23 protein-coding genes and 3 pseudogenes are annotated in these 23,930 nt (G+C 70.5%); 15 read left to right on the forward strand and 11 right to left on the reverse strand.

The features are described from left to right. Positions 1–39 precede the first annotated feature (39 nt). Together IQ220_RS07575 and IQ220_RS07580 are read left to right on the forward strand one after the other, a co-directional pair. Entirely contained in the window at positions 40–1,455 is a 1,416-nt protein-coding gene (locus IQ220_RS07575) for a histidine phosphatase family protein (protein ID WP_370566377.1), read from the forward strand. Between the two features lie 9 nt (positions 1,456–1,464). Further along, a complete protein-coding gene (locus IQ220_RS07580) occupies positions 1,465–2,781 on the forward strand; it encodes a dihydroorotase (RefSeq protein WP_193914076.1) in 1,317 nt (438 codons plus the stop codon). Here the strand turns inward: IQ220_RS07580 and lepB are convergent. Next, positions 2,714–3,466: a signal peptidase I gene (gene lepB / locus IQ220_RS07585; protein ID WP_228008978.1), complete on the reverse strand. Its 753-nt coding sequence runs from the start codon at positions 3,464–3,466 to the stop codon at positions 2,714–2,716. The two genes, IQ220_RS07580 and lepB, sit on opposite strands and share 68 nt — an antisense overlap. Positions 3,467–3,538: 72 nt before the next feature. Between lepB and IQ220_RS07590 the strand changes: the two genes are divergently transcribed. Continuing rightward, positions 3,539–5,053 carry a hypothetical protein gene (locus IQ220_RS07590; RefSeq protein WP_186696594.1) on the forward strand — a complete coding sequence of 505 codons (1,515 nt, stop codon included), beginning with the start codon at positions 3,539–3,541 and terminating at the stop codon, positions 5,051–5,053. Here the strand turns inward: IQ220_RS07590 and IQ220_RS07595 are convergent. Then, positions 5,004–5,363: a Spx/MgsR family RNA polymerase-binding regulatory protein gene (locus IQ220_RS07595; RefSeq protein ID WP_193914078.1), complete on the reverse strand. Its 360-nt coding sequence runs from the start codon at positions 5,361–5,363 to the stop codon at positions 5,004–5,006. The genes IQ220_RS07590 and IQ220_RS07595 overlap by 50 nt on opposite strands. Positions 5,364–5,382: 19 nt before the next feature. After that, on the reverse strand, positions 5,383–5,742 hold the full coding sequence (locus IQ220_RS07600; RefSeq protein ID WP_186696592.1) for a 2Fe-2S iron-sulfur cluster-binding protein: 360 nt from the start codon (positions 5,740–5,742) through the stop codon (positions 5,383–5,385). Between the two features lie 83 nt (positions 5,743–5,825). Here IQ220_RS07600 and IQ220_RS07605 point away from each other — a divergent pair, with 83 nt between their 5' ends. Then, positions 5,826–6,500 (forward strand): class I SAM-dependent methyltransferase, encoded by a 675-nt coding sequence (locus IQ220_RS07605; RefSeq protein WP_186696591.1) that lies wholly within the window; start codon positions 5,826–5,828, stop codon positions 6,498–6,500. On the opposite strand, the pseudogene IQ220_RS07610 reads toward IQ220_RS07605, so the two are convergent. Both IQ220_RS07610 and IQ220_RS07615 read right to left on the reverse strand, forming a co-directional pair. Then, positions 6,497–7,029: pseudogene (locus IQ220_RS07610) on the reverse strand (inorganic diphosphatase). The gene IQ220_RS07605 and the pseudogene IQ220_RS07610 sit on opposite strands and share 4 nt — an antisense overlap. 406 nt (positions 7,030–7,435) lie before the next feature. Further along, positions 7,436–7,960, reverse strand: coding sequence for a resolvase (locus IQ220_RS07615; protein WP_228008979.1), 525 nt, complete (start codon positions 7,958–7,960; stop codon positions 7,436–7,438). Positions 7,961–8,115: 155 nt separating this feature from the next. On the opposite strand from IQ220_RS07615, the gene IQ220_RS07620 reads away from it, so the two are divergent. From IQ220_RS07620 to IQ220_RS07635, 4 genes are all read left to right on the forward strand, one after another. Further along, positions 8,116–9,945: a proline--tRNA ligase gene (locus tag IQ220_RS07620; protein ID WP_193914080.1), complete on the forward strand. Its 1,830-nt coding sequence runs from the start codon at positions 8,116–8,118 to the stop codon at positions 9,943–9,945. 44 nt (positions 9,946–9,989) lie between these two features. After that, a complete protein-coding gene (gene psb27, locus IQ220_RS07625) occupies positions 9,990–10,421 on the forward strand; it encodes a photosystem II protein Psb27 (protein ID WP_193914082.1) in 432 nt (143 codons plus the stop codon). A 78-nt stretch (positions 10,422–10,499) separates the two neighbouring features. Further along, positions 10,500–11,819: an adenylosuccinate synthase gene (locus IQ220_RS07630; RefSeq protein ID WP_186696587.1), complete on the forward strand. Its 1,320-nt coding sequence runs from the start codon at positions 10,500–10,502 to the stop codon at positions 11,817–11,819. 5 nt (positions 11,820–11,824) lie between these two features. After that, complete coding sequence (locus tag IQ220_RS07635) at positions 11,825–12,826, forward strand: adenosine kinase (protein WP_193914084.1); 1,002 nt, start codon at positions 11,825–11,827, stop codon at positions 12,824–12,826. Here IQ220_RS07635 and IQ220_RS07640 read toward each other — a convergent pair. Together IQ220_RS07640 and IQ220_RS07645 are read right to left on the reverse strand one after the other, a co-directional pair. Then, positions 12,823–13,164 (reverse strand): precorrin-6A/cobalt-precorrin-6A reductase, encoded by a 342-nt coding sequence (locus IQ220_RS07640; protein ID WP_193914086.1) that lies wholly within the window; start codon positions 13,162–13,164, stop codon positions 12,823–12,825. The two genes, IQ220_RS07635 and IQ220_RS07640, sit on opposite strands and share 4 nt — an antisense overlap. Further along, positions 13,161–13,643, reverse strand: coding sequence for a precorrin-6A/cobalt-precorrin-6A reductase (locus IQ220_RS07645; protein ID WP_193914088.1), 483 nt, complete (start codon positions 13,641–13,643; stop codon positions 13,161–13,163). Before IQ220_RS07645 ends, IQ220_RS07640 begins: the two co-directional genes overlap by 4 nt. Before the next feature lie 123 nt (positions 13,644–13,766). Between IQ220_RS07645 and IQ220_RS07650 the strand changes: the two genes are divergently transcribed. After that, a complete protein-coding gene (locus tag IQ220_RS07650) occupies positions 13,767–14,291 on the forward strand; it encodes a single-stranded DNA-binding protein (RefSeq protein ID WP_193914090.1) in 525 nt (174 codons plus the stop codon). 3 nt (positions 14,292–14,294) lie between these two features. Here IQ220_RS07650 and IQ220_RS07655 read toward each other — a convergent pair whose 3' ends face one another. Beyond that, positions 14,295–14,561 carry a hypothetical protein gene (locus IQ220_RS07655; protein ID WP_186700882.1) on the reverse strand — a complete coding sequence of 89 codons (267 nt, stop codon included), beginning with the start codon at positions 14,559–14,561 and terminating at the stop codon, positions 14,295–14,297. Here IQ220_RS07655 and IQ220_RS07660 point away from each other — a divergent pair. From IQ220_RS07660 to IQ220_RS07670, 3 genes and pseudogenes are all read left to right on the forward strand, one after another. Further along, a pseudogene (locus tag IQ220_RS07660) lies at positions 14,556–15,100 on the forward strand (DUF2854 domain-containing protein). The gene IQ220_RS07655 and the pseudogene IQ220_RS07660 overlap by 6 nt on opposite strands. 67 nt (positions 15,101–15,167) lie before the next feature. Then, on the forward strand, positions 15,168–16,070 hold the full coding sequence (gene argB / locus IQ220_RS07665) for an acetylglutamate kinase (protein WP_186696582.1): 903 nt from the start codon (positions 15,168–15,170) through the stop codon (positions 16,068–16,070). A gap of 2 nt (positions 16,071–16,072) precedes the next feature. Next, on the forward strand, positions 16,073–17,179 hold the full coding sequence (locus IQ220_RS07670; protein ID WP_193914092.1) for a DUF3153 domain-containing protein: 1,107 nt from the start codon (positions 16,073–16,075) through the stop codon (positions 17,177–17,179). A 15-nt stretch (positions 17,180–17,194) separates the two neighbouring features. Here the strand turns inward: IQ220_RS07670 and priA are convergent. Continuing rightward, positions 17,195–19,455, reverse strand: a pseudogene (priA, locus tag IQ220_RS07675) (primosomal protein N'). A gap of 532 nt (positions 19,456–19,987) precedes the next feature. Here priA and rpoD point away from each other — a divergent pair. The 3 genes from rpoD to hemC all read left to right on the forward strand — a co-directional run bounded on the left by rpoD (position 19,988) and on the right by hemC (position 22,824). Next, the gene (rpoD, locus tag IQ220_RS07680) at positions 19,988–21,352 is read left to right on the forward strand and encodes an RNA polymerase sigma factor RpoD (protein ID WP_193914094.1); all 1,365 of its coding nucleotides are present in this window, start codon (positions 19,988–19,990) and stop codon (positions 21,350–21,352) included. Positions 21,353–21,376: 24 nt separating this feature from the next. Next, positions 21,377–21,772 (forward strand): DUF1824 family protein, encoded by a 396-nt coding sequence (locus IQ220_RS07685; RefSeq protein ID WP_193914096.1) that lies wholly within the window; start codon positions 21,377–21,379, stop codon positions 21,770–21,772. A gap of 86 nt (positions 21,773–21,858) precedes the next feature. Continuing rightward, on the forward strand, positions 21,859–22,824 hold the full coding sequence (gene hemC, locus IQ220_RS07690; protein ID WP_193914098.1) for a hydroxymethylbilane synthase: 966 nt from the start codon (positions 21,859–21,861) through the stop codon (positions 22,822–22,824). A 77-nt stretch (positions 22,825–22,901) separates the two neighbouring features. On the opposite strand, the gene IQ220_RS07695 is transcribed toward hemC, so the two are convergent. Both IQ220_RS07695 and IQ220_RS07700 read right to left on the reverse strand, forming a co-directional pair. Next, entirely contained in the window at positions 22,902–23,153 is a 252-nt protein-coding gene (locus tag IQ220_RS07695) for a hypothetical protein (protein WP_193914222.1), read from the reverse strand. A 125-nt stretch (positions 23,154–23,278) separates the two neighbouring features. Beyond that, entirely contained in the window at positions 23,279–23,896 is a 618-nt protein-coding gene (locus IQ220_RS07700) for a L,D-transpeptidase (RefSeq protein ID WP_228008981.1), read from the reverse strand. Between the last annotated feature and the right edge of the window lie 34 nt (positions 23,897–23,930).

Consider the following 23,930-nt stretch of genomic DNA (forward strand, 5'->3'; position numbering starts at 1 on the left):
CAGTGCTCCCATACGATGGCGCCAGCAGCCAGAGCGCCGGTGGCCCTACGGATCGTGTTGGTTCGCCACGGCCTCAGCAGCTTCAACGCCGAGCGGCGCATCCAGGGACGGGACGATCTGTCCACGCTCACGCCGGAGGGGCACGACCAGGCCCGCCGCGCTGGAGAGGCCCTGCGAGCGGTGGCCTTCAGCGCGGCCTACGCCTCGCCGTTGCGCCGGGCCAGCCACACCGCCGCCAGCCTGCTCCAGGCCCATGGCCAGGGGCTGGAAGCGATCCACGATGACGACCTGGTCGAGATCGATCTCTCCCCCTGGAGCGGCGTCACCCGTGAGGAGCTGGGCCAGCGCTTTCCCGACGGGGAGCGGCTGTGGCGGGAGGCGCCCCACACCCTGACGCTCCAGCATGCCGATGGCCGCCACTATCAGCCGCTTCCCGAGCTGATGCAGCAGGCCGATCGCTTCCTGACGGGGCTGCTCCAGCGCCATGGCGCCGCGATTGACGCGGAGCCTCAGCCGTCGGGGCTCCAGGCCGCTGCAGCCGATGCCAGCGTGCTGGTGGTGGCCCACAACGCGATTCTGCGCTGCCTGGTGCTGCGCCTGCTGCAGCTCGACGCCTCGGATTTTCGCCGTCTGCGCATCGATAACGGCTCGATCTCGGTGCTCAACCTCAGCCCCAACCTCAGCCCCTCCCCAGGCGGCGCGAACCCCGGCGGCCCCGAACTCAGTGCGGATCCGGCCGTGCAGTTGGAGTCGCTGAACGGAACCGCCCACCTCGGGGAGCCCCTGCCCAAGAAGGGATCGGGCCCCCGCTTGCTGCTGGTGCGCCACGGCGAAACCGACTGGAACCGCCAGGGCCGGTTCCAGGGCCAGATCGACATCCCCCTCAATGCCCATGGCCTGGCCCAGGCGGAGGCGGCTGGCGGCTTCCTGGGGCCGATCAGCATTCAGCGGGCCTACAGCAGTGGCCTGTCGCGGCCCCGCCAGACCGCCGAAGCGATCCTGGCCTCCCACCCCGGCGTGCCGCTCACCACCTGCAGCGGCCTGGTGGAGATCGGCCATGGGCTCTGGGAGGGCCAGCTGGAGCCTGAGATCCAGGCCGGCTGGCCAGAGCTCCTTGCTGACTGGAAGCGGGCCCCCCAGACCGTGCAGATGCCCGAAGGGGAGACGCTCCAGCAGGTGTGGGATCGCTCCCTGGCCGCCTGGGCGCGGATCGTGGCCAGCCTGGGCCCCGACGAGACGGCGCTGGTGGTGGCCCATGACGCCGTCAACAAGACCATCCTCTGTGGCCTGCTGGGGCTGAAGCCCGCTGACATCTGGGCCATCAAGCAGGGCAACGGCGGCGTCACCGTGATCGACTATCCCCACGGAGCCCAGGAGCTGCCCATGGTGGCCGCCCTGAACCTCACCCCCCACCTCGGCGGGGTGCTCGACCGCACCGCCGCCGGGGCCCTCTAGGGCAGCGCGATGAAGGCGATCTGGCTGCATCAGGTCCAGCTGCTGCGCGGTCCCGGGGCCGAGCTGGAGCTGGGTGATGCCCTGCTGGGCGCCGACGGCCGCCTCGAAGCCCTGGGTGTGGAGGCGAGCCGCCGGGCCGCTGGTCTGGGCCTCAGCCCCCGGCCGGCCGGGGGCTCCCTGCTGGCGCCGGTGCTGGTCGATCCCCACTCGGTGCTGGACGATCCCTGGACCGGCCAGGCCGAGACCCTCACCAGCCTGGCCGAGGCCGCCGCCAGGGGCGGCTACGGCACCGTGGCCCTGCTGCCCTGGGCACGGCCCTGGCGCGACCGACCCGAGCGCCTCAATCTCAGCTGGCCGGCCCCGCTGCAACTGCTGCTCTGGGGCAGCTTCAGCCGCGACGGCGCCGACACCGATCTGGCCCTGCACGCCCTCCAGGTCGCCGCCGGCGCCATCGGCCTGGCAGGCGGGCCGGAGTGTCCGCCCCTGGCGCTGCTGGAGCGCGGTCTGCTGCTGGCCGAGGCGCCGCGGCAGCCCCTGCTGGTGGCACCGCGCCAGCTGGCGCTCACCAGTGGCGGCTTCGTGCGGGAGGGCGTGGAGGCGCTGCGGGCCGGCTGGCCGATCGATCCCCAGGTGAGCGAGACCCTGCCCCTGCAATCCCTGCTCACCCTGGCGGCCACGGGCAGTGGCCAGGTGCTCAACCTGATGAACCTCTCCACCGCGGCCGGTGTGGCCGCCCTGGAGCGGGCCCCCTGGCGCCCGCCGGCCACGGTGGCCTGGTGGCATCTGGTGGCCGACAGTGGCAGCCTCTCGCCCACGGCCGAGGGCTGGCGGCTGGAGCCCTCCCTCGGCACTCCCGCCGACCGGCAGGCCCTGATCGCCGCTCTCGCCGCCGGCACGCTCAGCGCCGTGGCGGTGCACCATCAGGCCCTCGATGCGGAGGAGCAGATGCTGCCCCTCGACCAGCGGCCTCCAGGGATAGCCGGTCATGGCGGCCACCACGGACTGGTGCTGCCGGCGCTCTGGCACGCGTTGGTGAGGGGCCGCGGCTGGAGTGCGTCCCAGCTGTGGCAGGTGTTGAGCTGGGGGCCTTCAGGCCTGCTGCAGCAGCCGGCCGAGCGGCTGGTAGCGGGAAGCCGCCGCTGGCTGCTGTTTGATCCCGAGGCCCAGCCGAGCGCCTGGGGCGGCGGCGGCGGCTCGCTGGCGGCGAATCAACCCGGGCCGCCGCAGGCCTCTGCGGGAGCCGTGCGGGCCACCGGGCTCACGGCGCCGGATCAGTGGTGGCTGGATCCGGCTGCGCCTGGGGCAGCAGCGTTCCCGCCTGGTTGAACGGGAAGAAGCGCCAGAAGGCCCGGCCGATGATCTCGCTGCTCGGCAGAAAGGCCCCCCCTGGCCAGAAGCGTCCATCCCAGCTGTTGGCCCGGTTGTCCCCCAGGGTGAGCACGTGGCCAGGGGGCACCTGCGCCTTCAGGGTGCGGCAGGGTCCCATGCCCCGCTCATCGACGGGGCAGTAGTTCTCCACGTAGGGCTCCTCGAGCTTCTGGCCGTCGATGAACACCTCGCCCTTCGGGTTCACCGCCACCTGTTCGCCTGGCAGGGCCACCACCCGCTTGATGTAGGCGTCGCAGGCCGGATCGTTCACCCCCGGCAGAGAACCCAGAAACGGGATGTTGACCACAAGGCAGCGCAGCGGATTGGGCTCGCCGGCGCCGGCCAGCACCGGATCAAAGCTGTAGGGGGAGCGGAACACCACGATCTCGCCGCGCTGGGGCGCCTCGCGGCGGTAGGTGAGTTTCTCCACCAGCAGCCGGTCCTGCAGCTGCAAGCCGGGCAGCATCGAGCCCGAGGGGATGTAGCGGGCCTCCACCACGAACTGGCGGATGCCGAGGGCCACCGCCAGGGTGAGCACCACGCTGCGCCAGAACACCCACGGGCTTTCCGGCTGCTGCGCCGGGGTGACGCGGGCGCCCTCCGCCGGATCCTCAGCCTCGATCGGCCTGTTCTCCTGGTTCAACTCCTGAACTCTCCGCGACGGGATGACGGCTCGTCGGGGCAGATTAGGCACGCCTTACCCCCAGCCCTGCCGATGGCCCGTCCCCGCTGGCAGCGATCCCGACCTGTTCCCGCCGGCCTGGGGGCCATCGCCTGGGATCGGTTCGTGGCGATCTGGGCCACGCTGAACCTGCTCTGGGTGGCCTTCGACATCACCTATGTGCCCCTGCGCACCTTCTGGCTGCAGCGCAACCTCTATCCGATTCCCTCGGTGCCCCTGGCGGTGCCGCTCACCTTCATCCCGGACATCACCCCCTGGGTGGATCCGATCAAGGGGATTGAGCCCCATCGGGAAACCAGCACCTTCTTGAAGCAGTTCCAGGAGCTGGAGCGGGTGATGGACCAGCCTGCCGCCGACCCCGCCCTGAAGACGAGGCTGCTGCAGCGCCAGGCGGATCTGATGGCCCAGATGGTGGACAGCAACCCCTTCCTGGCCTCCGACCGGGCCGGCACGCTGGAGAAGATCAAGAACCGCCTGCGCCAGCGCGCCGACCTCGACTCCTCCAAGGATTCCGCCCAGCGGCTGCTCAGCCCCGAGTGGCTGGCCAGCAACCCCTGGGCGGGCGAGCGGCGCTTCTGGGCCGACCAGGTGCTGCCCCTGGTGGAGACCAACTACTGGCGTTCGATCGACGAGAACGGCCGGCCCACGGACCACTTCTGGCGTATCGACCTGTTGCTGTTCCAGAGCGTGTTCCTGCTGGACATCCTGCAGCGGCTGATCCGGATCAAGCGGCGGCTGCCTGGCCTGGCCTGGCACGAGGTGCTGTTGAGGCGCTGGACCGACCTGCCCCTGCTGCTGCCCTTCTGGCGCTGGCTGCGCATCGTGCCCGTGGGGGAGCGGCTGCAGACCTCCGGGCTGGTGAATCTGGAGCCCCTGCGGGCCGTGGTGAGCAGGGGCGTGGTTGCCCTCCTGGCGGTGGAGCTGTTCGAGGTGCTGGCCCTGCAGCTGCTGGATGGCATCCAGGGTCTGATCCGCTCGCGCCAGTGGCCGCAGCGCATCCGCAGCCTGCGCAGCCACCAGAGCGTGGCCAGCAGCCGCGATGAGCGGGAGCTGGCCGAGCTGGTGCGGATCTGGGCGCCCCTGCTGCTCAGTCAGGTGGCCCCGCGCCTGGCTCCGGAGCTCCAGGGGGTGCTGAGTTACAGCCTGCGCCAGAGCCTGGATCGCACGGTGGTGCCGCCGCCGCTGCGGCAGCTGCAGCCGCTGATGCAGATGGAGAGCGGTCTCAGCCGCCAGCTGGCCAACGGCATGGTGGAGAGCCTGCTGGAGCTCTCGCGCAATGCCGGCAGCAGCCTGTCGCGCCGCGATGACGCCCAGCTGGAGCTGCTGCAGCGCTTCGTGGACCGCTTCTGGGAGGAACTGGCCGTGGCGCTGGAGAGCGGACCGGCCCTGGAGCGCTCCCAGGGCCTGCTCTGTGCCCTGCTGGAGCAGCTCAAGGGGTCTTACCTCACCCAGATCAGCCGCGCCGGCATCGAGTCGCTGCTGCAGGAGCTGGATGCCCTCACGGTGCCGCCCCCTCCTCCAGCAGGGTCTGCCACTCCTCGGGCTTGAAGCCGATCAGCAGGCGGCCGTCGTCGCTGACCAGCAGGGGGCGCTTGATCAGCCGGCCATCGGCGGCCAGGGCCTCGATGGCCTGACTGTCGTCCATGGCCTTCACGGTGGCGGCGCCCAGGGCCCGGTAGCTCTGGCCACTGGTGTTGAACAGTCGCCCCCGGCCGAGCTGCTTCATGGCCTGCTCCAGCAGGGGCCGGCCGGGCGGGGTGAGGGTGATGTCGATCAGCTCCACCGTCAGGCCGTGCTGCCGCAGCCAGGCGATGGCCCGGCGGCAGGTGCTGCAGCCGGAATAGCTGTAGAGCTTCATGGCCGGGCGGGGCCGAGCTTCAGCGGCCCACCAGGGCCTTGAGGGCGCCCACCAGGCTGTTGGTGCCCTTGCCCACGCCATCGGCGGGGCGGGTGCGCACTGTCACGTCGCCATTGACACTGGTGCGGCAGCTGAGGCGGTAGTTGGCGGGGCGATCGGCCAGGTACACCTCCTCGACATCGCTGCGGGGGGAGAGGTTCTGCAGGCCCTCCAGCACCTCCATCACGCAGGTGCCGCACTGGCCGATGCCGCCGCAATTATTGACATTGTTGAAGCCCTTGTAGGGGTTGATGCCGGCATCGAGAGCGGCCTTGCGGAGGTTGGCCCCCTCGATGCAACCGACCTGCTGGCCTTCCTGTTCGAATCGGATGGTGGGCACGGCCGATCAAGGGTGAAACGCGTCCGCAAACCTAAGGCCCCCGGGTACCCCCTGCCTAGCATCGAAGCACTTGTTGCGCGTTCTTGGCTGTTCCCCAGGCTGACGACCTCACCGCCCAGCAGCTGATCCCGGGCTACGCGAGCCTGGCCCGCCTCTCGGTGGCTCTGCTGGCCGCCTCCGCCCGGGCTGGCCTCGAGGGGGCTGCGGTGCTGGTGGCGGGTTGCGGCACCGGCGCCGAGCTGGTCGAGGCCCGGGCCCAGCGCCCCGACTGGCGCATCACCGCCCTCGATCCCTCAGCGGAGATGCTGGCGGCGGCCCGCCAGCGGCTTGGCGGCGAGGGCATTGACTGGCGCCAGGCCAGGGTGGAAGACCTGGAGACCAGGGGTTGCTTCGCCGGCGCCCTGTCGGTGCTGGTGCTGCAGTCGCTGCCGGATGACGGCACCAAGCTGGCCTTCCTCACCGCCTTGGCCCGCAGCCTCGAGCCGGGCGGCCAGCTGGTGCTCGTTGACCTGATGGCCCCCGAGCGCTCGCCGCTGGAGGCCCAGGTGCAGCAGGCCTGGCTGGGGTTCCAGCGCGCCAGCGGCCTCGAGGCTCTGGCGAGCAGCGCAGACGGCGAGCTCACGGCCCTCACCCACGGTCTGCACCCGATCGGGGTGGCCCGGCTCACGGCCCTGGTCAATGCCGCCGGCTTCAGCGATCCGGCCAGGGTGTTCCAGGCCCTGGGTTACGAGGGCTTCCTGCTGCAGCGCGCCAGCTAACTCCGGGGGCTGGGCTGGCTCTGGAGTGCTGCCTGGATGCAGTGCTTCAGCAGGGCTGGCACCGCCTCGGGGTCGAGCCAACCCTGGATCAGGGTGATCCGCCCCTCCATGTTCTTGTAGGTGCGGAAGAACTCCGCCACCTCTTCGAGGGTGTCGGGGGCGATCTGTCGAATGGAGTGGATGTGCTGCTGGCGGAATCCCACCTCCGGCACACACAGCAGCTTGCCGTCGTGGCAGCCCTCATCCACCATGTCGAGGATCCCGATCGGCCGGGCCCGGATCAGACAGCCCGCGAAGGTGGGCTCCTCCATGATCACCATGCGTCCAGGGGAGCGCCGTCGTCGGCGAGGGTGTTGGGGATGAAGCCGTAGTCGAAGGGGTAGCGCACGGAGGAGTGCAGCACCCGATCGAGGGCCATCACGCCGGCGACGCTGTTGTATTCGTATTTGTTACGGCTGCCGGCGGGGATCTCCACCACCAGGTTCACCAGCCCTGGCGCTGGGGATGCCGGCAGGTGGCTGAGATCCATAGAACAGGTAGGGGCCCGGGGGGCTGGGACGTCCTGCCACCACGGTGGCCAGGGGGACGATGGCGGTGAGCAGGGCGATGGCCGCTCCCATCAGGAAGGCAAGGGGTTCTCCGCCCGGACTGTGGGGGTCATCGCTGGGGTCAGGGAGGGCGGCCGCTGAGGGGCTCGCGTCGCTGGAAGACCGGGTGGACGCTGGGGCCGATTCAGAGGGCCTGAAGCTGGAGATGGTGGAGGTCATGGGGACGGTCAAGGCCCGATCACGCCGGCTGAAACGATGGTCTGTTCAGCTGGGTGGATGGGGCCCGGGGAAGACCGGACTGACAGAAGGAAAATTACCGTTTTGATTCTGGCACCCCCTGAGGCGGTGGGGGGCAGGTTCCAGGCGAGCTGTCGCTGCCTCTGGCCTTCAGGCTGCTGGGCGCGACTGATTGTCGTGGCGTGAGGAGAGTTCACTCGGGGCCACCGCGATGGCTGGAGGGGGGCTCACCCGGGCCAGCTCGGTGCGGATGGAGCGCAGTTCATCGAGAATGGCGCCGAGCAGCTGATGGGTGGCGGTGGAAGGGGCGTTGAGCACCTCCACGGTGACCTCCTTGATCCGCAGCACGTCCCTGGCGAAGCGGGCCACCTCATGGGGGTGGAACAAGAGGGGATCCTTCTGATCGCTGCGGTATTCCGGGTTGAGGCGGCGGGGATTGAAGGGGGGATTGAGGTTGCGGGGGTCGGTGTTGGTGTAGCGATACACCGATGCCCTCGATCGACTGAGCACCTTCTGCACCTCATCGATGCTGATCAGAGCATCGGCATTCCCGGTTTCCGCAGGGGTGGTGAGGTCGGCCCGCCCATCCTGAGCAGGGCGCCCATCAGCAAGGGTCGCGTAGGGCTGGAGCGACGGTGGTGCCGGGGCAGGGGCGTCACCCGCGGGGGAACGCATGAGTCTCAGATGAGATGAATTGGATTGCTTTGAAAAGCTAGCAGAGCCCCCGGCCGGCAGCTGTGGCAGCCGTTACTGCCGCCCGTGTGCCCAGCGCTCCTGCCGCCCTCAGGGGTCAGCGGTGGTAGCTTCCGACCTCTTCGGAACCCTCGGCCATGCGCGTCTCCCGCCTGATGCTGGTGACGCTCAGGGACGATCCCGCCGAGGCCGAGATTCTCTCCCACAAATTGCTGCTGCGGGCCGGCTACATCCGCCGGTTGGGCAGCGGCATCTACGCCTACCTGCCCTTGCTCTGGCGGGTGCTGCAGAAGGTGAAGGCGATCGTGCGCCAGGAGATGGAGGCCACCGGGGCGCTGGAAACCCTCCTGCCGCAGCTGCAGCCGGCCGAGCTCTGGCAGCGCAGCGGCCGCTGGAGCGGCTACACCGCCGGCGAGGGGATCATGTTCCACCTGGAGGATCGCCAGGGGCGCGAACTCGGCCTCGGTCCGACCCACGAGGAGGTGGTGACCGTTCTGGCCGCCGATCTGCTGCGCTCCTACCGCCAGCTGCCGGTGCATCTGTACCAGATCCAGACCAAGTTCCGCGATGAAATCAGGCCCCGCTTCGGCCTGATGCGGGGCCGGGAATTCATCATGAAAGACGGCTATTCCTTCCATGCCGATGAGGCCTGCCTGCGCCGCACCTATGGGGCCATGGATCAGGCCTACAGCCGCATCTTTCGCCGCTGCGGCCTGCGGGCCGTGGCCGTGGAGGCCGACAGCGGTGCCATCGGCGGCTCCGCCAGCCAGGAGTTCATGGTCACCGCCGAGGCCGGCGAGGACCTGATCCTCAGCAGCCCAGATGGCCGCTACGCCGCCAACCAGGAACGGGCCAGCGCGCTGGCCCCCGAGCCCCGCCCCCTGATCGGTGGCCCCCGCCTGGCCGGTGCCGGAGAGCTGCTCAGCACCCCGGGCCAGGGCACGATCGAGGCCCTGGTCCAGGCCCATGACGTTGACGCCAGCCAGATCCTCAAGGTGCTGCTGCTGCTGGCCCGCTTCGACGACGGGGCCGAGCTGCCCCTGCTGGTGAGCCTGCGGGGCGACCAGCAGCTCAACAGCGTGAAGCTGGCCAATGTGGTGAGCGCCAGCTGTTCCCCCAGCCACGGCACTCTGCTGGAGATTGTCCCCCTCAGCGAGGAGGCCGTGGCCAGGGAGGGGCTGGCCCCGCTCCCCTTCGGCTATCTCGGGCCCGATCTGGCCGACGCCTGCCTCGCGGGTGCCCGCCGCTGGACTCCGGCCTTCCTGCGCTTGGCCGATGCCACCGCCGCAGAGCTGGACGCCTTTGTGTGCGGCGCGAACCAGCTGGATCAGCACCGGCTGGGAGCGGCCTGGGGTGCGCTCTGCCCGAGGCCCGAGGCCCTCGACCTGCGGGCCGCCCAGCCCGGCGACCGCTGCCGGCACGATCCGGGCCAGTGCCTGGAGGCCAGCCGCGGCATTGAGGTGGGCCACATCTTTCAGCTGGGCCGCCGCTATGCCACGGCCCTGGGGGCCACCGTGAGCACCGAATGCGGCAGTGAGGAGGCCCTGTGGATGGGCTGCTACGGCATCGGCGTGTCGCGCCTGGCCCAGGCGGCGGTGGAGCAGCACCATGACGCCAGCGGCATTTGCTGGCCCACGGCGATCGCGCCGTTCGAGGTGATCGTGGTGGTGGCCAACACGGGGGAGCCGCTGCAGCTGGCCCTGGGCGAGCGGCTCTACGCCGAGCTCACGGCAGCGGGGGCGGAGACCCTGCTCGACGACCGCAGCGAGCGGGCCGGGGTGAAGTTCAAGGATGCCGATCTGATCGGCATTCCCTGGCGGGTCGTGGTGGGCCGGGGTGCGGCCGACGGCCAGGTGGAACTGGTGCAGCGGGCCGGAAGTCAGCGCACCGACCTGGCGGCCGATGGGCTGCTCGATCATCTGCTGCCCCGTCTGACGGCCGAGCGCCGCGGGCTGCCCGCGGCTTAGGCGACAGCCGGGGTCCGTAGGATCGCCCAATCCGCACCCACGCCATGGCCGCCGACCTTCTGAGCTCCCTTCGGCGCCTGCTGGGACGCTGGAGCCGATCCCTGCTGGCCGGTTGCCTGGGGCTGTGTCTGCTGCTCGCCGGCTGCAGCAGCGCCGATGGGCTCAGCGGCAGCTACGTGGACGACACGGTGGCGGTGGCCGACGTGCTGATCACCACGGTGGGTCTCGAAGCCGACGATCCCTCCCGGGCCGAGGCGGAGCAGGAGGCCCGCAGACTGATCAATGAGTACATGGCCCGTTACCGCCCCCGCAACGCCGTGAATGGGCTCTCCTCCTTCACCACGATGCAGACGGCGCTCAATTCCCTCGCCGGGCACTACGCCAACTACCCCAACCGGCCCCTGCCCGAGGCCCTGCGTGAGCGGGTCAGCAAGGAGCTGCTGAAGGCCGAGAAGAACGTGGTGCGCGGCGCCTGAGCCGGCCGGTTCTTTTGACGAACGGGACCTTGATCTGAGAGTCTCTGCAGTTGTGCTCTGAAGCGGCTGCGGGCCGCCGTGTCCTTGGCCAACGTCGTCGTCATCGGTGCGCAGTGGGGTGACGAGGGCAAGGGCAAGATCACCGATCTGCTGAGCCGCTCGGCCGATGTGGTGGTGCGTTACCAGGGCGGGGTGAACGCCGGCCACACGATCGTCGTTGACGACAAGGTGCTGAAGCTGCACCTGATCCCCTCCGGCATCCTCTATCCCGACACCATCTGCCTGATCGGTTCGGGCACCGTGGTGGACCCGCGGGTGATGCTGGAGGAGCTGGACATGCTGCTGGGCTTCGGCATCGACGTGAGCGGCCTGCGGCTCGCCTCCACGGCCCATGTGACCATGCCCTACCACCGCCTGCTGGATCAGGCCATGGAGCAGCGTCGCGGCGACCGGCGCATCGGCACCACCGGCCGCGGCATCGGCCCCACCTATGCCGACAAGGCCGAGCGCAACGGCATCCGCGTCATCGACCTGCTCGATGGCGACCGGCTGCGGGATCGCCTCGCCGGTCCCCTGGCCGAGAAGAACGAAATCCTCGAGAAGCTCTACGGCATCGAGCCCCTCAACTTTGAGTCCGTGGTGGAGGACTACCTGGGCTACGGCGAGCGCCTCGCCCCCCACGTGGTGGACTGCACCCGCACCATCCACGAGGCGGCCCGCGCCCGCCAGAACATCCTGTTCGAGGGGGCCCAGGGCACGCTGCTCGACCTCGACCACGGCACCTACCCCTACGTCACCTCGTCCAATCCGGTGAGCGGCGGCGCCTGCATCGGCGCCGGCGTGGGCCCCACCCTGATCGACCGGGTGATCGGCGTGGCCAAGGCCTACACGACCCGGGTCGGCGAGGGCCCCTTCCCCACTGAGCTGGAGGGCAGCCTCAACGATCACCTCTGCGATCGCGGCGGCGAGTACGGCACCACCACCGGGCGCCGCCGGCGCTGCGGCTGGTTCGATGGCGTGATCGGCCGCTACGCCGTGGAGGTGAACGGGCTCGACTGCCTGGCGGTGACCAAGCTCGACGTGCTCGATGAACTCGATGCCATCCAGGTGTGCGTGGCCTACGAACTCGACGGCCAGCGCATCGAGCACTTCCCCAGCAGCGCCGAGGTGTTCGCCCGCTGCAAGCCGATCTACGAGACCCTGCCGGGCTGGCAGAGCTCCACGGCCGAATGCCGCACCTTTGATGAGCTCCCCGCCACGGCGATGAGCTACCTGCGCTTCCTGGCTGAGCTGATGGAGGTGCCGATCGCCATCATCTCCCTGGGGGCCGACCGCGACCAGACCATCGTGATGGAAGACCCGATCCACGGCCCCAAACGCGCCCTCCTCAGCGCCTGAACCCCATGACAGTCAAGAGTCTCGATGTCGTCGGCATCGGCAACGCCATCGTGGATGTGCTGGTGCACGCCGACGACGCCTTCCTCGTCAGCGAAGGCCTCACCAAGGGCAGCATGGCCCTGGTGGATGCCGAGCAGGCTGAGCAGCTCTACGCCCGGCTGGGAGCTGGGCTGGAAACCTCCGGCGGTTCGGCCGCCAACACCCTGGCCGGGGTGGCCCAGCTGGGCGGGCGGGCCGGCTTCATCGGCCGGGTGCGTGACGACCAGCTCGGCGCCATCTTTGCCCATGACATCCGCGCCGCCGGGGCCCGCTTCGACACGCCCGCGGCCACCAGCGGTCCCTCCACGGCCCGCTGCCTGATCCTGGTGAGCCCGGATGCCCAGCGCACCATGTGCACCTACCTGGGCGCGTCGGTGGGCCTCGATCCCGCCGATCTCGACCTCTCGATGGTGGCTGACGCCAAGCTGCTCTACCTGGAGGGCTATCTCTGGGACAGCGAGGCCGCCAAGCAGGCCTTCATCGCGGCGGCGGAGGTGGCCCGCGCCCACGGTGGCCAGGTGGCCCTCAGCCTCTCGGATGCCTTCTGTGTGGAGCGCCACCGCGACAGCTTCCAGGAGCTCGTCGATGGCCATGTCGACATCCTGTTCGCCAACGAACAGGAAATCCTGTCGCTGTATGGAAGCGAGAGCTTCGAGGCGGCGGTGGAGCAGGTGAGGGGGCGCTGCCGCATCGCCGCCCTCACCCGCAGCGAGGCGGGATCCCTGGTGCTGGAAGGTCCCAGCAGCCACGTGATCGAGCCCTTCCGGCTGGGCCCGCTGGTGGACACCACCGGCGCCGGCGATCTCTATGCCGCCGGATTCCTGCACGGCCTGGCCCAGGGCTGGAGCGCCGAGCGCTGTGGCCGCCTCGGCTCCCTCTGCGCCGGCCAGGTGGTGACCCAGCTCGGCCCCAGGCCCCAGCAGGACCTCCAGGCCCTGGCGGCCGCACACCTGGGCGCGGGCGCCTAGCCGGTCGCCCCGGGCCAGGCGGCCAGGTGGGCCAGCAAGGCCTCCTGGCTCAGAACCGTCCGGCCGGGCTCCTCCGGCGGGCGCCGCAGCAGCAACAGCCGGCAGCCCTGGCTGTGGGCGATCCGGCGCCAGCGCTGCTCCGGTTCGCCGCCAGACTGGCGCGCCAGGATCACCTCGATCCCCCAGCGACGCAGCAGGGCGGTTTCGACCTGTCCGGAGCGCGTGGGCCGCAGGCAGGCCACCCGCTCGGCCGGCAGTCCCGCCGCCATGGCCTGCTGCAGCCCGAAGGCCGTCGGCAGCAGCCGGGCGTGATGGCGTGCCCCCGGGCTGCGGCTCACCGCAGCCGGCAGCTGGCGCGCGCCAGGGCCAGCAGCAGGCGGGTGCCCGCCAGCGGCTCATGCTCCAGTGCCGCCAACCCGGCCAGCAGGGCGGCGCCGGCCGCGTCCGCCCCGGGGCCGTCGCCCTCCTGCTGATCGCACCAGGGGCGCTGCAGCCGCAACAGGGGCAGGCGCGCTGCCCGGCAGCCGGCGGCCAGGGTGGCCTTGATCGTGGTCGCAAAGGGATGGGTGGCATCGAGCACCAGGGCAAAGGGATCCCCCTGCTGCTGGGCCTGCCGCAGGGCCAGCTCCAGGGCCTGGGGGCCGGCCAGGGCTCCGCTGAACAGCTCGAGGTGCGGCAGCTCTCCATAGGCCTGGCCGGCCTCGGGGCTCACCACGCTCACCCGCAGGCACCAGCCCTGCCGTTGCAGGGCAGCGGCCAAGGGAGGCCCCTCCCCCGTGCCGGCGAACAGCCAGAGGCGGCCGCGCGCGGCAAGCACCGGTGCCCGGGAGCCTGGCATCGAATCCCCCCTCGCTGCATCAGTCTGCCCCCGAAGCCCTCCGGCATCCGGCAAGCCCTCTGGCATCCGGCAAGATGGACACGCTGTGCCGCTGGCTGGGGCGTGAATCACTGTCTGTTGGAAGTGGATGTGCTGGAAGCACCCCAGATCCGCTACACCCAGGACAACCAGACGCCCGTCGCCGAGATGGCGGTGCAGTTCGACGGCCTGCGGCCTGACGATCCGGCCGGCCAGCTCAAAGTGGTGGGCTGGGGCAACCTGGCCCAGGATCTGCAGAACCGGGTGCAGGTGGGTCAGCGGCTGATGATCGAGGGCCGCCTGCGCATGAGCACGGTCACCCGGCAGGACGGGGTCAAGGAGAAACGGGCGGAGTTCACCCTGTCGCGCCTCCACCCCCTTGGAGCAGGGATGGCGTCCGCCCCGATGGCCGCTGCCCAGTCGGGGGCTCCGGCCCCCGGGGCGACCCGCACGGGCGCCGCTCCAGCGCGCCCTGTTCCTGCCGCTCCGACAGCGGCCCGCTCCGCTCCGCCCGCCGCGGCTCAGCCCGCCCGCGTCGAGCCCCCCACCTGGAACACCTCGCCCCTGGTGCCGGACCTGCCGGAGGGAGACGACGACATTCCGTTCTGAGCCTCAGCCGGCGTTGGCCTGGTCGGGGCCGACACGATCCAGCAGTTCGCCCAGTTCGCGTTCCAGGGCGGCCAGATCCAGGCGCCATTCCGGCCAGGCGCCGGCGTCGATCTGGCGCAGCAGCCACAGGCGGTCCGCCTGGAGCTGGCTGATCAGATCCGCCGTGCTGATCGCGGCTGCGGGCTCCGGCTCGCCGGGGCCGTCCACGGGGCGGCTTGGATCACTGATCATCTCGGGGCCCACGGCGTACAGGAAGATGGCGTCATGCAAGCACTTTTCTCGCCCGGCAGCCTGGTCACCCTGGCCGGGGCCGCCCTCTCGGTGATCGGCTGGATCGGCTATGCCTCCGGCAACCCGAACCTGAGCCTGCGACGATCTTCTATGGCATCCCCATCCTGCTGGGCGGGCTGGCACTGAAGTCGTCGGAGCTGCCGCCGCCACGGCGCCTCACACCGGCCGCTGTCCACAGCGCCCTGCGTCAGTTGCCCGAGAGCGAACCCCTGCGCAAGCTGCTCGGCGATGTGATGCGCTGGCGCTACGGCCAGAAGGCCCACCTGGAGAGCTCGCTGGAGGTGCTCAAGCTCTGGGATGAGGATGCCCCGCCCCAGTTGCTGTCCGTGCAGGAGCTGGATGAGCAGGGGCGCTATGGCCTCAGGCTCTGCTTTGACGCCGGCGGCGTGCCCTTCGAGCGCTGGCAGGCCAAGCAGGAGCGCCTGGGTCGCTTCTTCGGCGAGGGCCTTACCGCTGAGCTCGAGCCCCTGGACGGCCGCCGCTTCAACCTCCGTCTCCTGCTCTCCCCGGCCGCCTGAGCTCGGCCCTTGCCCGGGCCCCTGGCGGCCCCCCTTTCCCCCTCCAGATTTCAGCCCTCCTGTTGCCGTGAGCTCCGACAACGCCATCAGCCACACCGATGCCCTGCGGGTGTCCGTGCTCAGCGAGGCCCTTCCCTACATCCAGCGCTTCCGAGGTCGCCGGGTGGTGGTGAAGTACGGCGGCGCCGCCATGGCCCGCGCCGATCTGAGGCAGGCTGTGTACCGCGATCTGGCCCTGCTCACCTCGGTGGGGGTGCGGCCGGTGATCGTGCATGGCGGCGGCCCGGAGATCAACGACTGGCTGGCCCGTCTGCAGATCGAGCCCGAATTCAAGGGAGGCCTGAGGGTCACCACCCCCGAAACCATGGATGTGGTGGAGATGGTGCTGGTGGGCCGGGTCAACAAGCAGATCGTCAACGGCCTCAACAGGCTGGGGGGCAGGGCCGTGGGGCTCTGCGGCAGCGATGGGTCCCTGGTCACGGCCAGGCCCTACGGCGAGGGCCGCAACGGCCTGGTGGGGGAGGTGGCTGCGGTGAATCCCGCCGTGCTGCTGCCCCTGCTCGAGGCCGGCTACGTGCCGGTGATCTCCAGTGTGGCCGCCGACCCCGAGGGCCAGGCCCACAACATCAACGCCGACACGGTGGCGGGGGAGCTGGCCGCAGCCCTGCAGGCGGAGAAGCTGATCCTGCTCACCGACACCCCCGGAATCCTGCGCGACCGCCACGATCCCTCCACCCTGGTGCGCCAGCTCACCCTGGCCGGTGCCCGCGAGCTGATCGCCAGCGGCGTGGTGGAGGGGGGCATGACCCCCAAGACCGAGTGCTGCATCCGGGCCCTGGCCCAGGGGGTTGCCGCCGCCCACATCATCGATGGCCGTGTCCCCCATGCCGTGCTGCTGGAGGTGTTCACCGATGCCGGCATCGGCACGATGGTGGTGGGCAGTCCCCAGTTGCTGGACGGCAGGCCGTGAGCATGGAGGCCGAGGATCCGTGCGCCGGGGCCCGGCGCTGCCTGGAGCGCGGCGACTACGGCCAGGCCCTTGGCGCTCTGGAGCCCCTGGTGTCGAGCTTTCCGCCCGCCACGGCGGAGGGGGCCCAGATCCAGCTGCTGATGGCCACGGCCTGGATGGGGCAGGGCAATGCGGTGCGGGCGATCGCCTGCTGCCGCCAGGTGAAACGCTGCTCCGATGCCACCCTTCGCGCCCAGGCCAAGGACCTGCTGGAGGTGCTGGAGGCGCCGGCCCTGGAGCGACCTCGCCGCTGGTCGATCACCCTGCCGGAGCTGGGTGAGGCCGAATCGGTCACCGGCCGGCTGCAGCAGGTGGCCCGCAGCCGTCGCGCCCAACGGCCGCCGCCGCCGCCGGCGCCGCCGGTGGGCCCCACCCGGGCGCCCCTGGGCTTCGCGGCCCTGGTGCTGGTGCTGTTGTTGCTCAGCCTGCTGCTGGGGGGCTGCGGCAGCGTGCGCGCTGAGCTGCATTTCCACGGACCGGGCCGGCTGCAGGTGGGCCAGCGGCTGGAGCGGGGCCCCACGGCTGTGGCGACCCCCTGGGAGCGGGGCGTGCTGCAGGCACTGCAGCAGGCGGGCCTCAGGCCCGACGGCGCCAGTGAGCCCGGTCACGACCACGTGCTGGGAGCCACGATGCCGGCGGCCCAGGCCCTGGAGTTGCTGGCGGCCAATCTCGAAGACGCTGCTCGCCTGGCGGGGGTGGAGCTGCCTGTGCCGCAGCTGCGCTGGCAGGAGCGCAACTGGCTGCTGGGGGTGCAGCAGCGGCTGTCGGTGGCGGTGGATCTGCGCGGCGCGGATCCCGTGCCTGGCGCCGACTTCAGCCTCGACCTTGAGCCGCTGAGGCTGGCGGCGATCCGCCGGGCCGGTCCGGAATCGGTGCAGACCATTCCTGGCACCAGGGGCGTGCGCTGGCCGCTGCGCCTGGGCGCTGAGAACCGGCTGGAGCTCAGCTGCTGGCGCTGGAGTCCCCTGGGCCTGGGGGCGGGGCTGATTCTGCTCGCCCTGGGGCTGGTGGCCGCGCTGAGTCGGCTGCGCCAGCAGCTGGGTTTTGGTCTGCCCCAGTTGCCGGCCTAGGCCTGGTGCCTGCAGCTACAGGCTGAGCGGATCGGGATCGATCGCCAGGGCCACGGCGGCCGGCAGGGAGCGCCGCAGCTCCGCCTCACCCGGCAGGGGCAGGGGCGCGCCGGCAGGACCGTGCAGCAGCAGTTGCCAGCGGCTGCGGCCAGCCACCCGGGCCACCGGTGCCGGGGCCGGGCCGATCAGCCACCAGCCGCTGGCCTCGAGGCCGGCCGCAGCAGCTCGGCGATCGCTGCCGCCGCGGTGGCGGTGCCACTGGCACTGGGGCCGCTGAAGCGCAGCAGGCAGGCGCGGCTGAAGGGCACCTGGGCGCCGCTGCGGCGCAGGGCCAGTTCGCTGGCCAGGAAACGGTCGTAGCGGCCGTCCACCAGGTGGGCGATCACCGGGTGCTCGGGGCTGTAGGTCTGCACCAGCACCTCGCCGGGCAGCTCGCCCCTGCCGGCCCGGCCCGCCAGCTGCAGCAGCAGCTGCAGGCAGTGCTCGGAGGAGCGCAGATCGGGCCGGTGCAGCAGGCTGTCGGCCGCCAGCACGGCCGCCAGGGTCACCCGGGGCAGGTCCATCCCCTTGGCCAGCATCTGGGTGCCCACCAGCACGTCGGCCTCCCCGGCGGCGAAGCGGGCCAACAGCTGGCCGTGGCCATCGCGGCCGCGGGTGCTGTCGCGGTCGAAGCGCAGCACCCGCAGGCCCTCCAGTTCCTGGGCCAGCTGCTCCAGCACCCTCTGGGTGCCGGCGCCGAAGGGCTTGAAGGCCGTGGAGCCGCAGTGGCCGCAGCGGTGGCTGATGTCGGCCCGGTGGTCGCACCAGTGGCAGCGCAGCCACTCCCGGCCGCCGCTGCCGCGGTGCACCGTCATGGGCACGTCGCAGTGGGGGCAGAGCACCGCCTCGCCGCAGCTGCGGCAGCTCAGGAAGGTGTGGTAGCCGCGGCGGGGCACCAGCACCACGGCCTGTTCCCCCCTGGCCTGCACCCCCTGCAGCCGCTGCAGCAGGGCCCGGCTGAGCAGGCTGCGGTGCCCCTCGGCCAGCTCATGGCGCATGTCCACCAGCCGCACCGGCGGCAGGGGGCGGCCGCCGATGCGCTCGCGCAGCCGCAACAGCCGCACCGGCTCGGCTGCCTCTCCCTGGCAGGCCAGCCAGGTCTCCAGGGCCGGCGTGGCACTGCCCAGCAGCAGGCGCCCCCCGCCCTGCCGCACCCTGATCCGGGCCACGTCGCGGGCGTGGTAACAGGGCATCGGACTCTCCTGCTTGTAGGAGCTGTCGTGCTCCTCGTCCAGCACGATCAGGTCGAGCCGGGCCAGGGGCAGAAACACGGCGGAGCGGGTGCCCACCGCCAGCAGGGGGCGGCCTTGCAGGCAGCGCCGCCAGGCGGCCACCCGGGCGCCGTCGCTGAGGCCGCTGTGGTACTCCACGACGGCAGTGCCGAAGCGCCGGCGGCAGCGCTCCAGCAGCTGGGGGATCAGGCCGATCTCCGGGGTGAGCACAAGGGCGCTGCGCCCCCGGGCCAGGGCCGCGGCGGCGGCCTGCAGATACACCTCGGTCTTGCCGGAACCGGTGACGCCCCAGAGCAGCAGGGTCTGGCCCGGCTGGGCCGCCAGAATCGCCTCCAGGGCCTCGGCCTGGGCAGGGGTGAGCGGCTGGAGCGGTTCGAGCCCCACGTTCCGGGGTTCTGGATCAGCCCCTGCTACGTGCGCCGCCAGCAAGGCCTGGGGAAAGGCCTCGGCTGGCAGGGAGAGCCGCTCCACCAGCCCCCGCTGTTCCAGCGCCTGGGCCACGCCCCGGCTGAAGCCTCCGGGCCGGCACAGTTGCCGCAGCGGCAGGGGGCCGGCGGCGGCAGCGAGCTGGTTCAGCAGCTCCTGCTGGCGGGCACTGAGGCGCTCGTGGGGTTCGGGCCGGCGGGTCGCCCGCAGGGCCAGCAGCGGCTGGCGGTTCGCCCCGGCTCGATGGCCGCGCTGGCCAAGCCAACCCGGCGGCAGGGCGCTCTTGAGGGTGCGGAAGCTGCTGGTGTGGCACTGGCGGGCCACCGCCGTGATCAGCGCGCGCCAGTGCTCGTCCACCGCGGCGCTCTGCAGCACGGCCTCCACGGGTTGGATGGCCTTGCCTGCGAGGGCTTCCGGCAAGGCTTCGAGCTCCTCCACCACCAGGCCGCTGTGGGGCCGCCCCTGCAGCCGGACCCGCACGAGGTCGCCCAGCTTCACGGCCAGCTCCGGCGGACGGGCGTAGGTGAACACCTGCCCCTCGCGGCCGGCCTCCAGCCAGATCTGGAGCCACTGGCTCAACGAACTTGCACATCGCTGGAGCTATTCATAGGATGGTGGTGTTGGGCAGCTGCAGGCTGCCGTCGGAACACGGCAGAGTTCCGTCCAGCGGGAAGACACGTACAGAGAGGCCCGGAGTATCCCTCCACCGCGCTCTCACGGTCTGCGACCACCCCTGACAACCCTGCCCCCGGCCTCGGCCCCTTTCCATTGCTGCTGCAGTCCGCCACCCGCTCCCGGGCTGCCCGTTGATTTGTTGAAGCGTCCTGTCTCCTCCATAGCGCGGTAACGGCATCCGCTGCATCGGTCCCACGGCAGAGGTTTGTTTCGCCTGGCGAATCAGATCCTGTCCTGCCGATGTTGTGAGGCCCTGCGCTCGTGGATCCCTCTGGCTGCCTTTGACGCCTCGGCACCTGATCAACCGTGGTCACCGCTCCCCGGCTGGGCCTCTCTCCGGGTGTGACCCGCAAACGCTTCTCCCCTTCCCTGTCCTGTCTCCCCTCCCGCGATGAGTACTGCACTCCCCAAAGCCAAGCCAGCCGCTGAGGTCGTGATGGTGGCGACGGCGAAGGGCGACACGGTGCGGCCGAAGCCCCAGGACCCGCTTGCCACCGATGCCGCCCGGGCCAGCGAGGACGCGGCGGGCAAGGTGAAGACCACCCCCAAGGCGCGCTCCCGCAAGTCCCCGCCAGGTTCTGCCAAGGCCGCTGCGGGCAAGGCTGCTTCCGCCAAGGCTGCTTCCGCCAAAGCCGCCTCCTCAAAGGCCAGCTCAGCCAAGGCCGCCCCTGCCAAGGCCACCCCTGCCAAGGCCGCTGCCTCCAAAGCAGCTGCCGCCAAGGCCGCCGCCGCCAGCCCCGCTGCTGAGGCGACCACCTCTGGTGCCGCCGCCCTGGCCAAAGGGGATGCCGTGAGCGCCAAGGACGACAAGGCCGCCAAGGCCCTGGCCAGCATCAAGGTGGGCCCCAAGGGCGTCTACACCGAGGACTCGATCCGCGTCTATCTGCAGGAGATCGGCCGCATCCGTCTGCTGCGGCCGGATGAGGAGATCGAGCTGGCCCGCAAGATCGCCGACCTGCTGCACCTCGAGGAGCTGGCCTCCCAGTTCGAGGCCGACCACGGCCACCACCCCGACAACAAGGAGTGGGCCGTGCTGGTGGAGATGCCGCCGATCAAGTTCCGGCGCCGGCTGATGCTCGGCCGCCGCGCCAAGGAAAAGATGGTGCAGTCGAACCTGCGCCTGGTGGTGTCGATCGCCAAGAAATACATGAACCGGGGCCTGAGCTTTCAGGACCTCATCCAGGAGGGCAGCCTCGGCCTGATCCGGGCGGCTGAGAAGTTCGACCACGAGAAGGGCTACAAGTTCTCCACCTACGCCACCTGGTGGATCCGCCAGGCCATCACCCGCGCCATCGCCGATCAGAGTCGCACCATCCGCCTGCCGGTGCATCTCTACGAGACGATCTCGCGCATCAAGAAAACCACCAAGACCCTCTCCCAGGAGTTCGGCCGCAAGCCCACCGAGGAGGAGATCGCCGAGTCGATGGAGATGACAATCGAGAAGCTGCGCTTCATCGCCAAGAGCGCTCAGCTGCCGATCTCCCTGGAGACCCCCATCGGCAAGGAGGAGGATTCCCGCCTGGGCGACTTCATCGAAGCCGATATCGAGAACCCCGAGCAGGATGTGGCCAAGAACCTGCTGCGCGAAGACCTCGAAGGGGTGCTGGCCACCCTCAGCCCCCGCGAGCGCGATGTGCTGCGGCTCCGCTACGGCCTCGATGACGGCCGCATGAAGACCCTCGAGGAGATCGGCCAGATCTTCGATGTCACCCGCGAGCGGATCCGTCAGATCGAAGCCAAGGCCCTGCGCAAGCTGCGTCACCCCAACCGCAACGGCGTGCTCAAGGAGTACATCAAGTAACCTCCCAGCCGCTGCACCACCGGCATGGCCGAGACCCTGGCTTCTCTGCGGGGCCTCCGCACCGCCCCGCGCCTCGATGAGCAGACCACCGCTGCGCTCCTGGAGGAACTGCTCCAGAAGATGGCCCTCTGCGAGTGGTTCACGGTGGGGGTGATGGCCCCCACGGCCGCAGCCGCTGTGGCCAGCCTGCGCCGGCTGGAGCAGATCTGTGGCTGGCCCACGCTGGAGCTGGATCCCGGCGCTACTGCCCTCGAAGGCCCGGAGGGCCCGGTGTTTCTCAAAGCCAATCAGAACAACGGCCGCTACCAGCTGCGTCTGGAGCAGGGTCTGGGCGAGGGGGTGCTGATCACGGGCCACAGCCTGGTGGATCCCGCCGCCCAGGACACCTGGGGGCCGCTGCCGTTGCAGTGTTTCGGCTGAGACCATCTCCCCAGGGAGAACGGCGGGCCAGTGCCTAGGGTGGACGGCTGTTACTCGGCAGGCTGACTGCCAACCGAAGGTTCTCGATGGCCGGCTCCACCCTGCGCATTGCCTCCCGCCGCAGCCAGCTCGCCATGGTGCAGACCCACTGGGTGCGCGATGAGCTGGCCAGGGCCCATGACGACCTCACGATCACGATCGAGGCCATGGCCACCCAGGGGGACAAGATCCTCGATGTGGCCCTGGCCAAGATCGGCGACAAGGGCCTGTTCACCAAGGAACTCGAGGCCCAGATGCTGGTGGACCAGGCCGACATCGCCGTCCACAGCCTCAAGGATCTGCCCACCCACCTGCCCGAGGGGTTGATGCTCGGCTGCATCACCGAGCGGGAGGATCCCGCCGATGCGCTGGTGGTGCACGAGAAGCACAAGGACAAGAGCCTCGCCACCCTGCCGGAAGGCGCCGTGGTGGGCACCAGCTCCCTGCGCCGCCTGGCCCAGCTGCGCCACCACTTCCCGCACCTCACCTTCAAGGATGTGCGCGGCAATGTGATCACCCGCCTGGAAAAGCTCGATGCCGGCGGCTTCGACTGTCTGATCCTGGCCGCCGCCGGTCTGGGCCGGCTGGGGCTGGGCGGGCGCATTCACGAGCTGATCGACCCGTCCATTTCGCTGCACGCCGTGGGGCAGGGGGCCCTCGGCATCGAATGCCGCCACGGCGACACGGCGGTGCTGGATCAGATCAAGGTGCTGGAGCACACCCCCACCGCGCGCCGCTGCCTGGCCGAGCGGGCCTTCCTGCGGGAGCTTGAAGGAGGCTGTCAGGTGCCGATCGGCGTCAACACCAGCTTCTCCGGCCCCGAGGCCAGCGGCAGCCTCAAGCTCACCGGCATGGTGGCCAGCCTTGATGGGCTGCGGCTGATCCGCGATCAGGCCGAGGGTCCCCAGAACGACCCCGAGGCGATCGGTGTGGCCCTGGCCCACAAACTCAAGGCCCAGGGCGCCGGGGAGATCCTGGCCGAGATCTTTGCCGCCGTCCGCCCCGAGGCCTGACGCTGCTCCGGGCGTGGCGGCCCCCGGCCGCCCCAGTTGGGTGGGCGAACGCGGTCAGCTGAAAGCCCCTCTGGGGCCTAGCGGCTCTCCATGCCGAACTGGCTCACCGTGAGGCTGCTGGCCACCGGATCGGCATCGGCGAGCCGGTCGATGATGCGATGCAGATCGAGGGCGGAGAGTTCGCCGTCACTGGACCATTTCAAGGTGGTGCTGGGCTCGGCCACCACGGTGGGGCCGGGCTCATCAGCGGCTGGACGGTTCGAGATGAAGGTCTCGGAGCCTGGGGCTTGCCGTCCTGTGGAGGGGTGAGGTCGGAAAGCAGGCACCATCGAACCGGAAACGCAGAGGAAAACTTACAGGTGAAAGCCGCGGTTTCCTGACCGAACCGCAGGCATCTCCAGGAAGTCTTCCGGATCTGAGCTGCCCGGCTTGCCGCTCAGTTCCGGCTGGCCATTCAGCGTTTGACGATCACGGGCGTGCCGATCTCCACCTTCTCGAACAGCTCGCGCACATGGGGTGTGAGCATGCGCACACAGCCGTTGGACACGGCGGCGCGCGAGGTCACGGTCCAGGCCCAGGCCGTGGGCGTGCCATGGATGCCGTACTGGTTGAGGCCGCTCTGCTTGAAGCCGATCCAGCGGTCACCCAGCGGAGCCTGGGGGCCCACGGTGGCATTGATCTTGCCGCTGCGGGTGCTCTGGTACTGGGGGTTGACCACCTTGTTCTGCACCGTGAAGCTGCCCACCGGGGTCGGGGTGCTGGGGTCGCCGATGGCCACCGGCCAGCTGCCCACCACGGTGCCGTTCTCCTTGAGGCTGATCTGGCGTCGACCCAGTTCCAGCACGATCTGCCGCTGAATCGCGGCCGCCGCAGGTGCCTCCTCCGTTGCTGCTTGCTCTGTTGGTGCTTCCTCAGCTGCAGCAACCTCGGGAGCCGGTGGAACTGGGGGCAGCGCCAGGGCCGTCCTCGGCAGCAGGGTCCCGGCGGCAAGCAGAAGCCCCGTTCCCAGGGCGAGCCCCGGCCACAGAGCGCTGACGGCGAGCACGGGGCGTGGGATGCGCTGGTGGGACATCGATTGAGGCTGCGGGTGAGACGGCGGGATCAGA

It is taken from the genome of Cyanobium sp. LEGE 06113, from assembly GCF_015207615.1.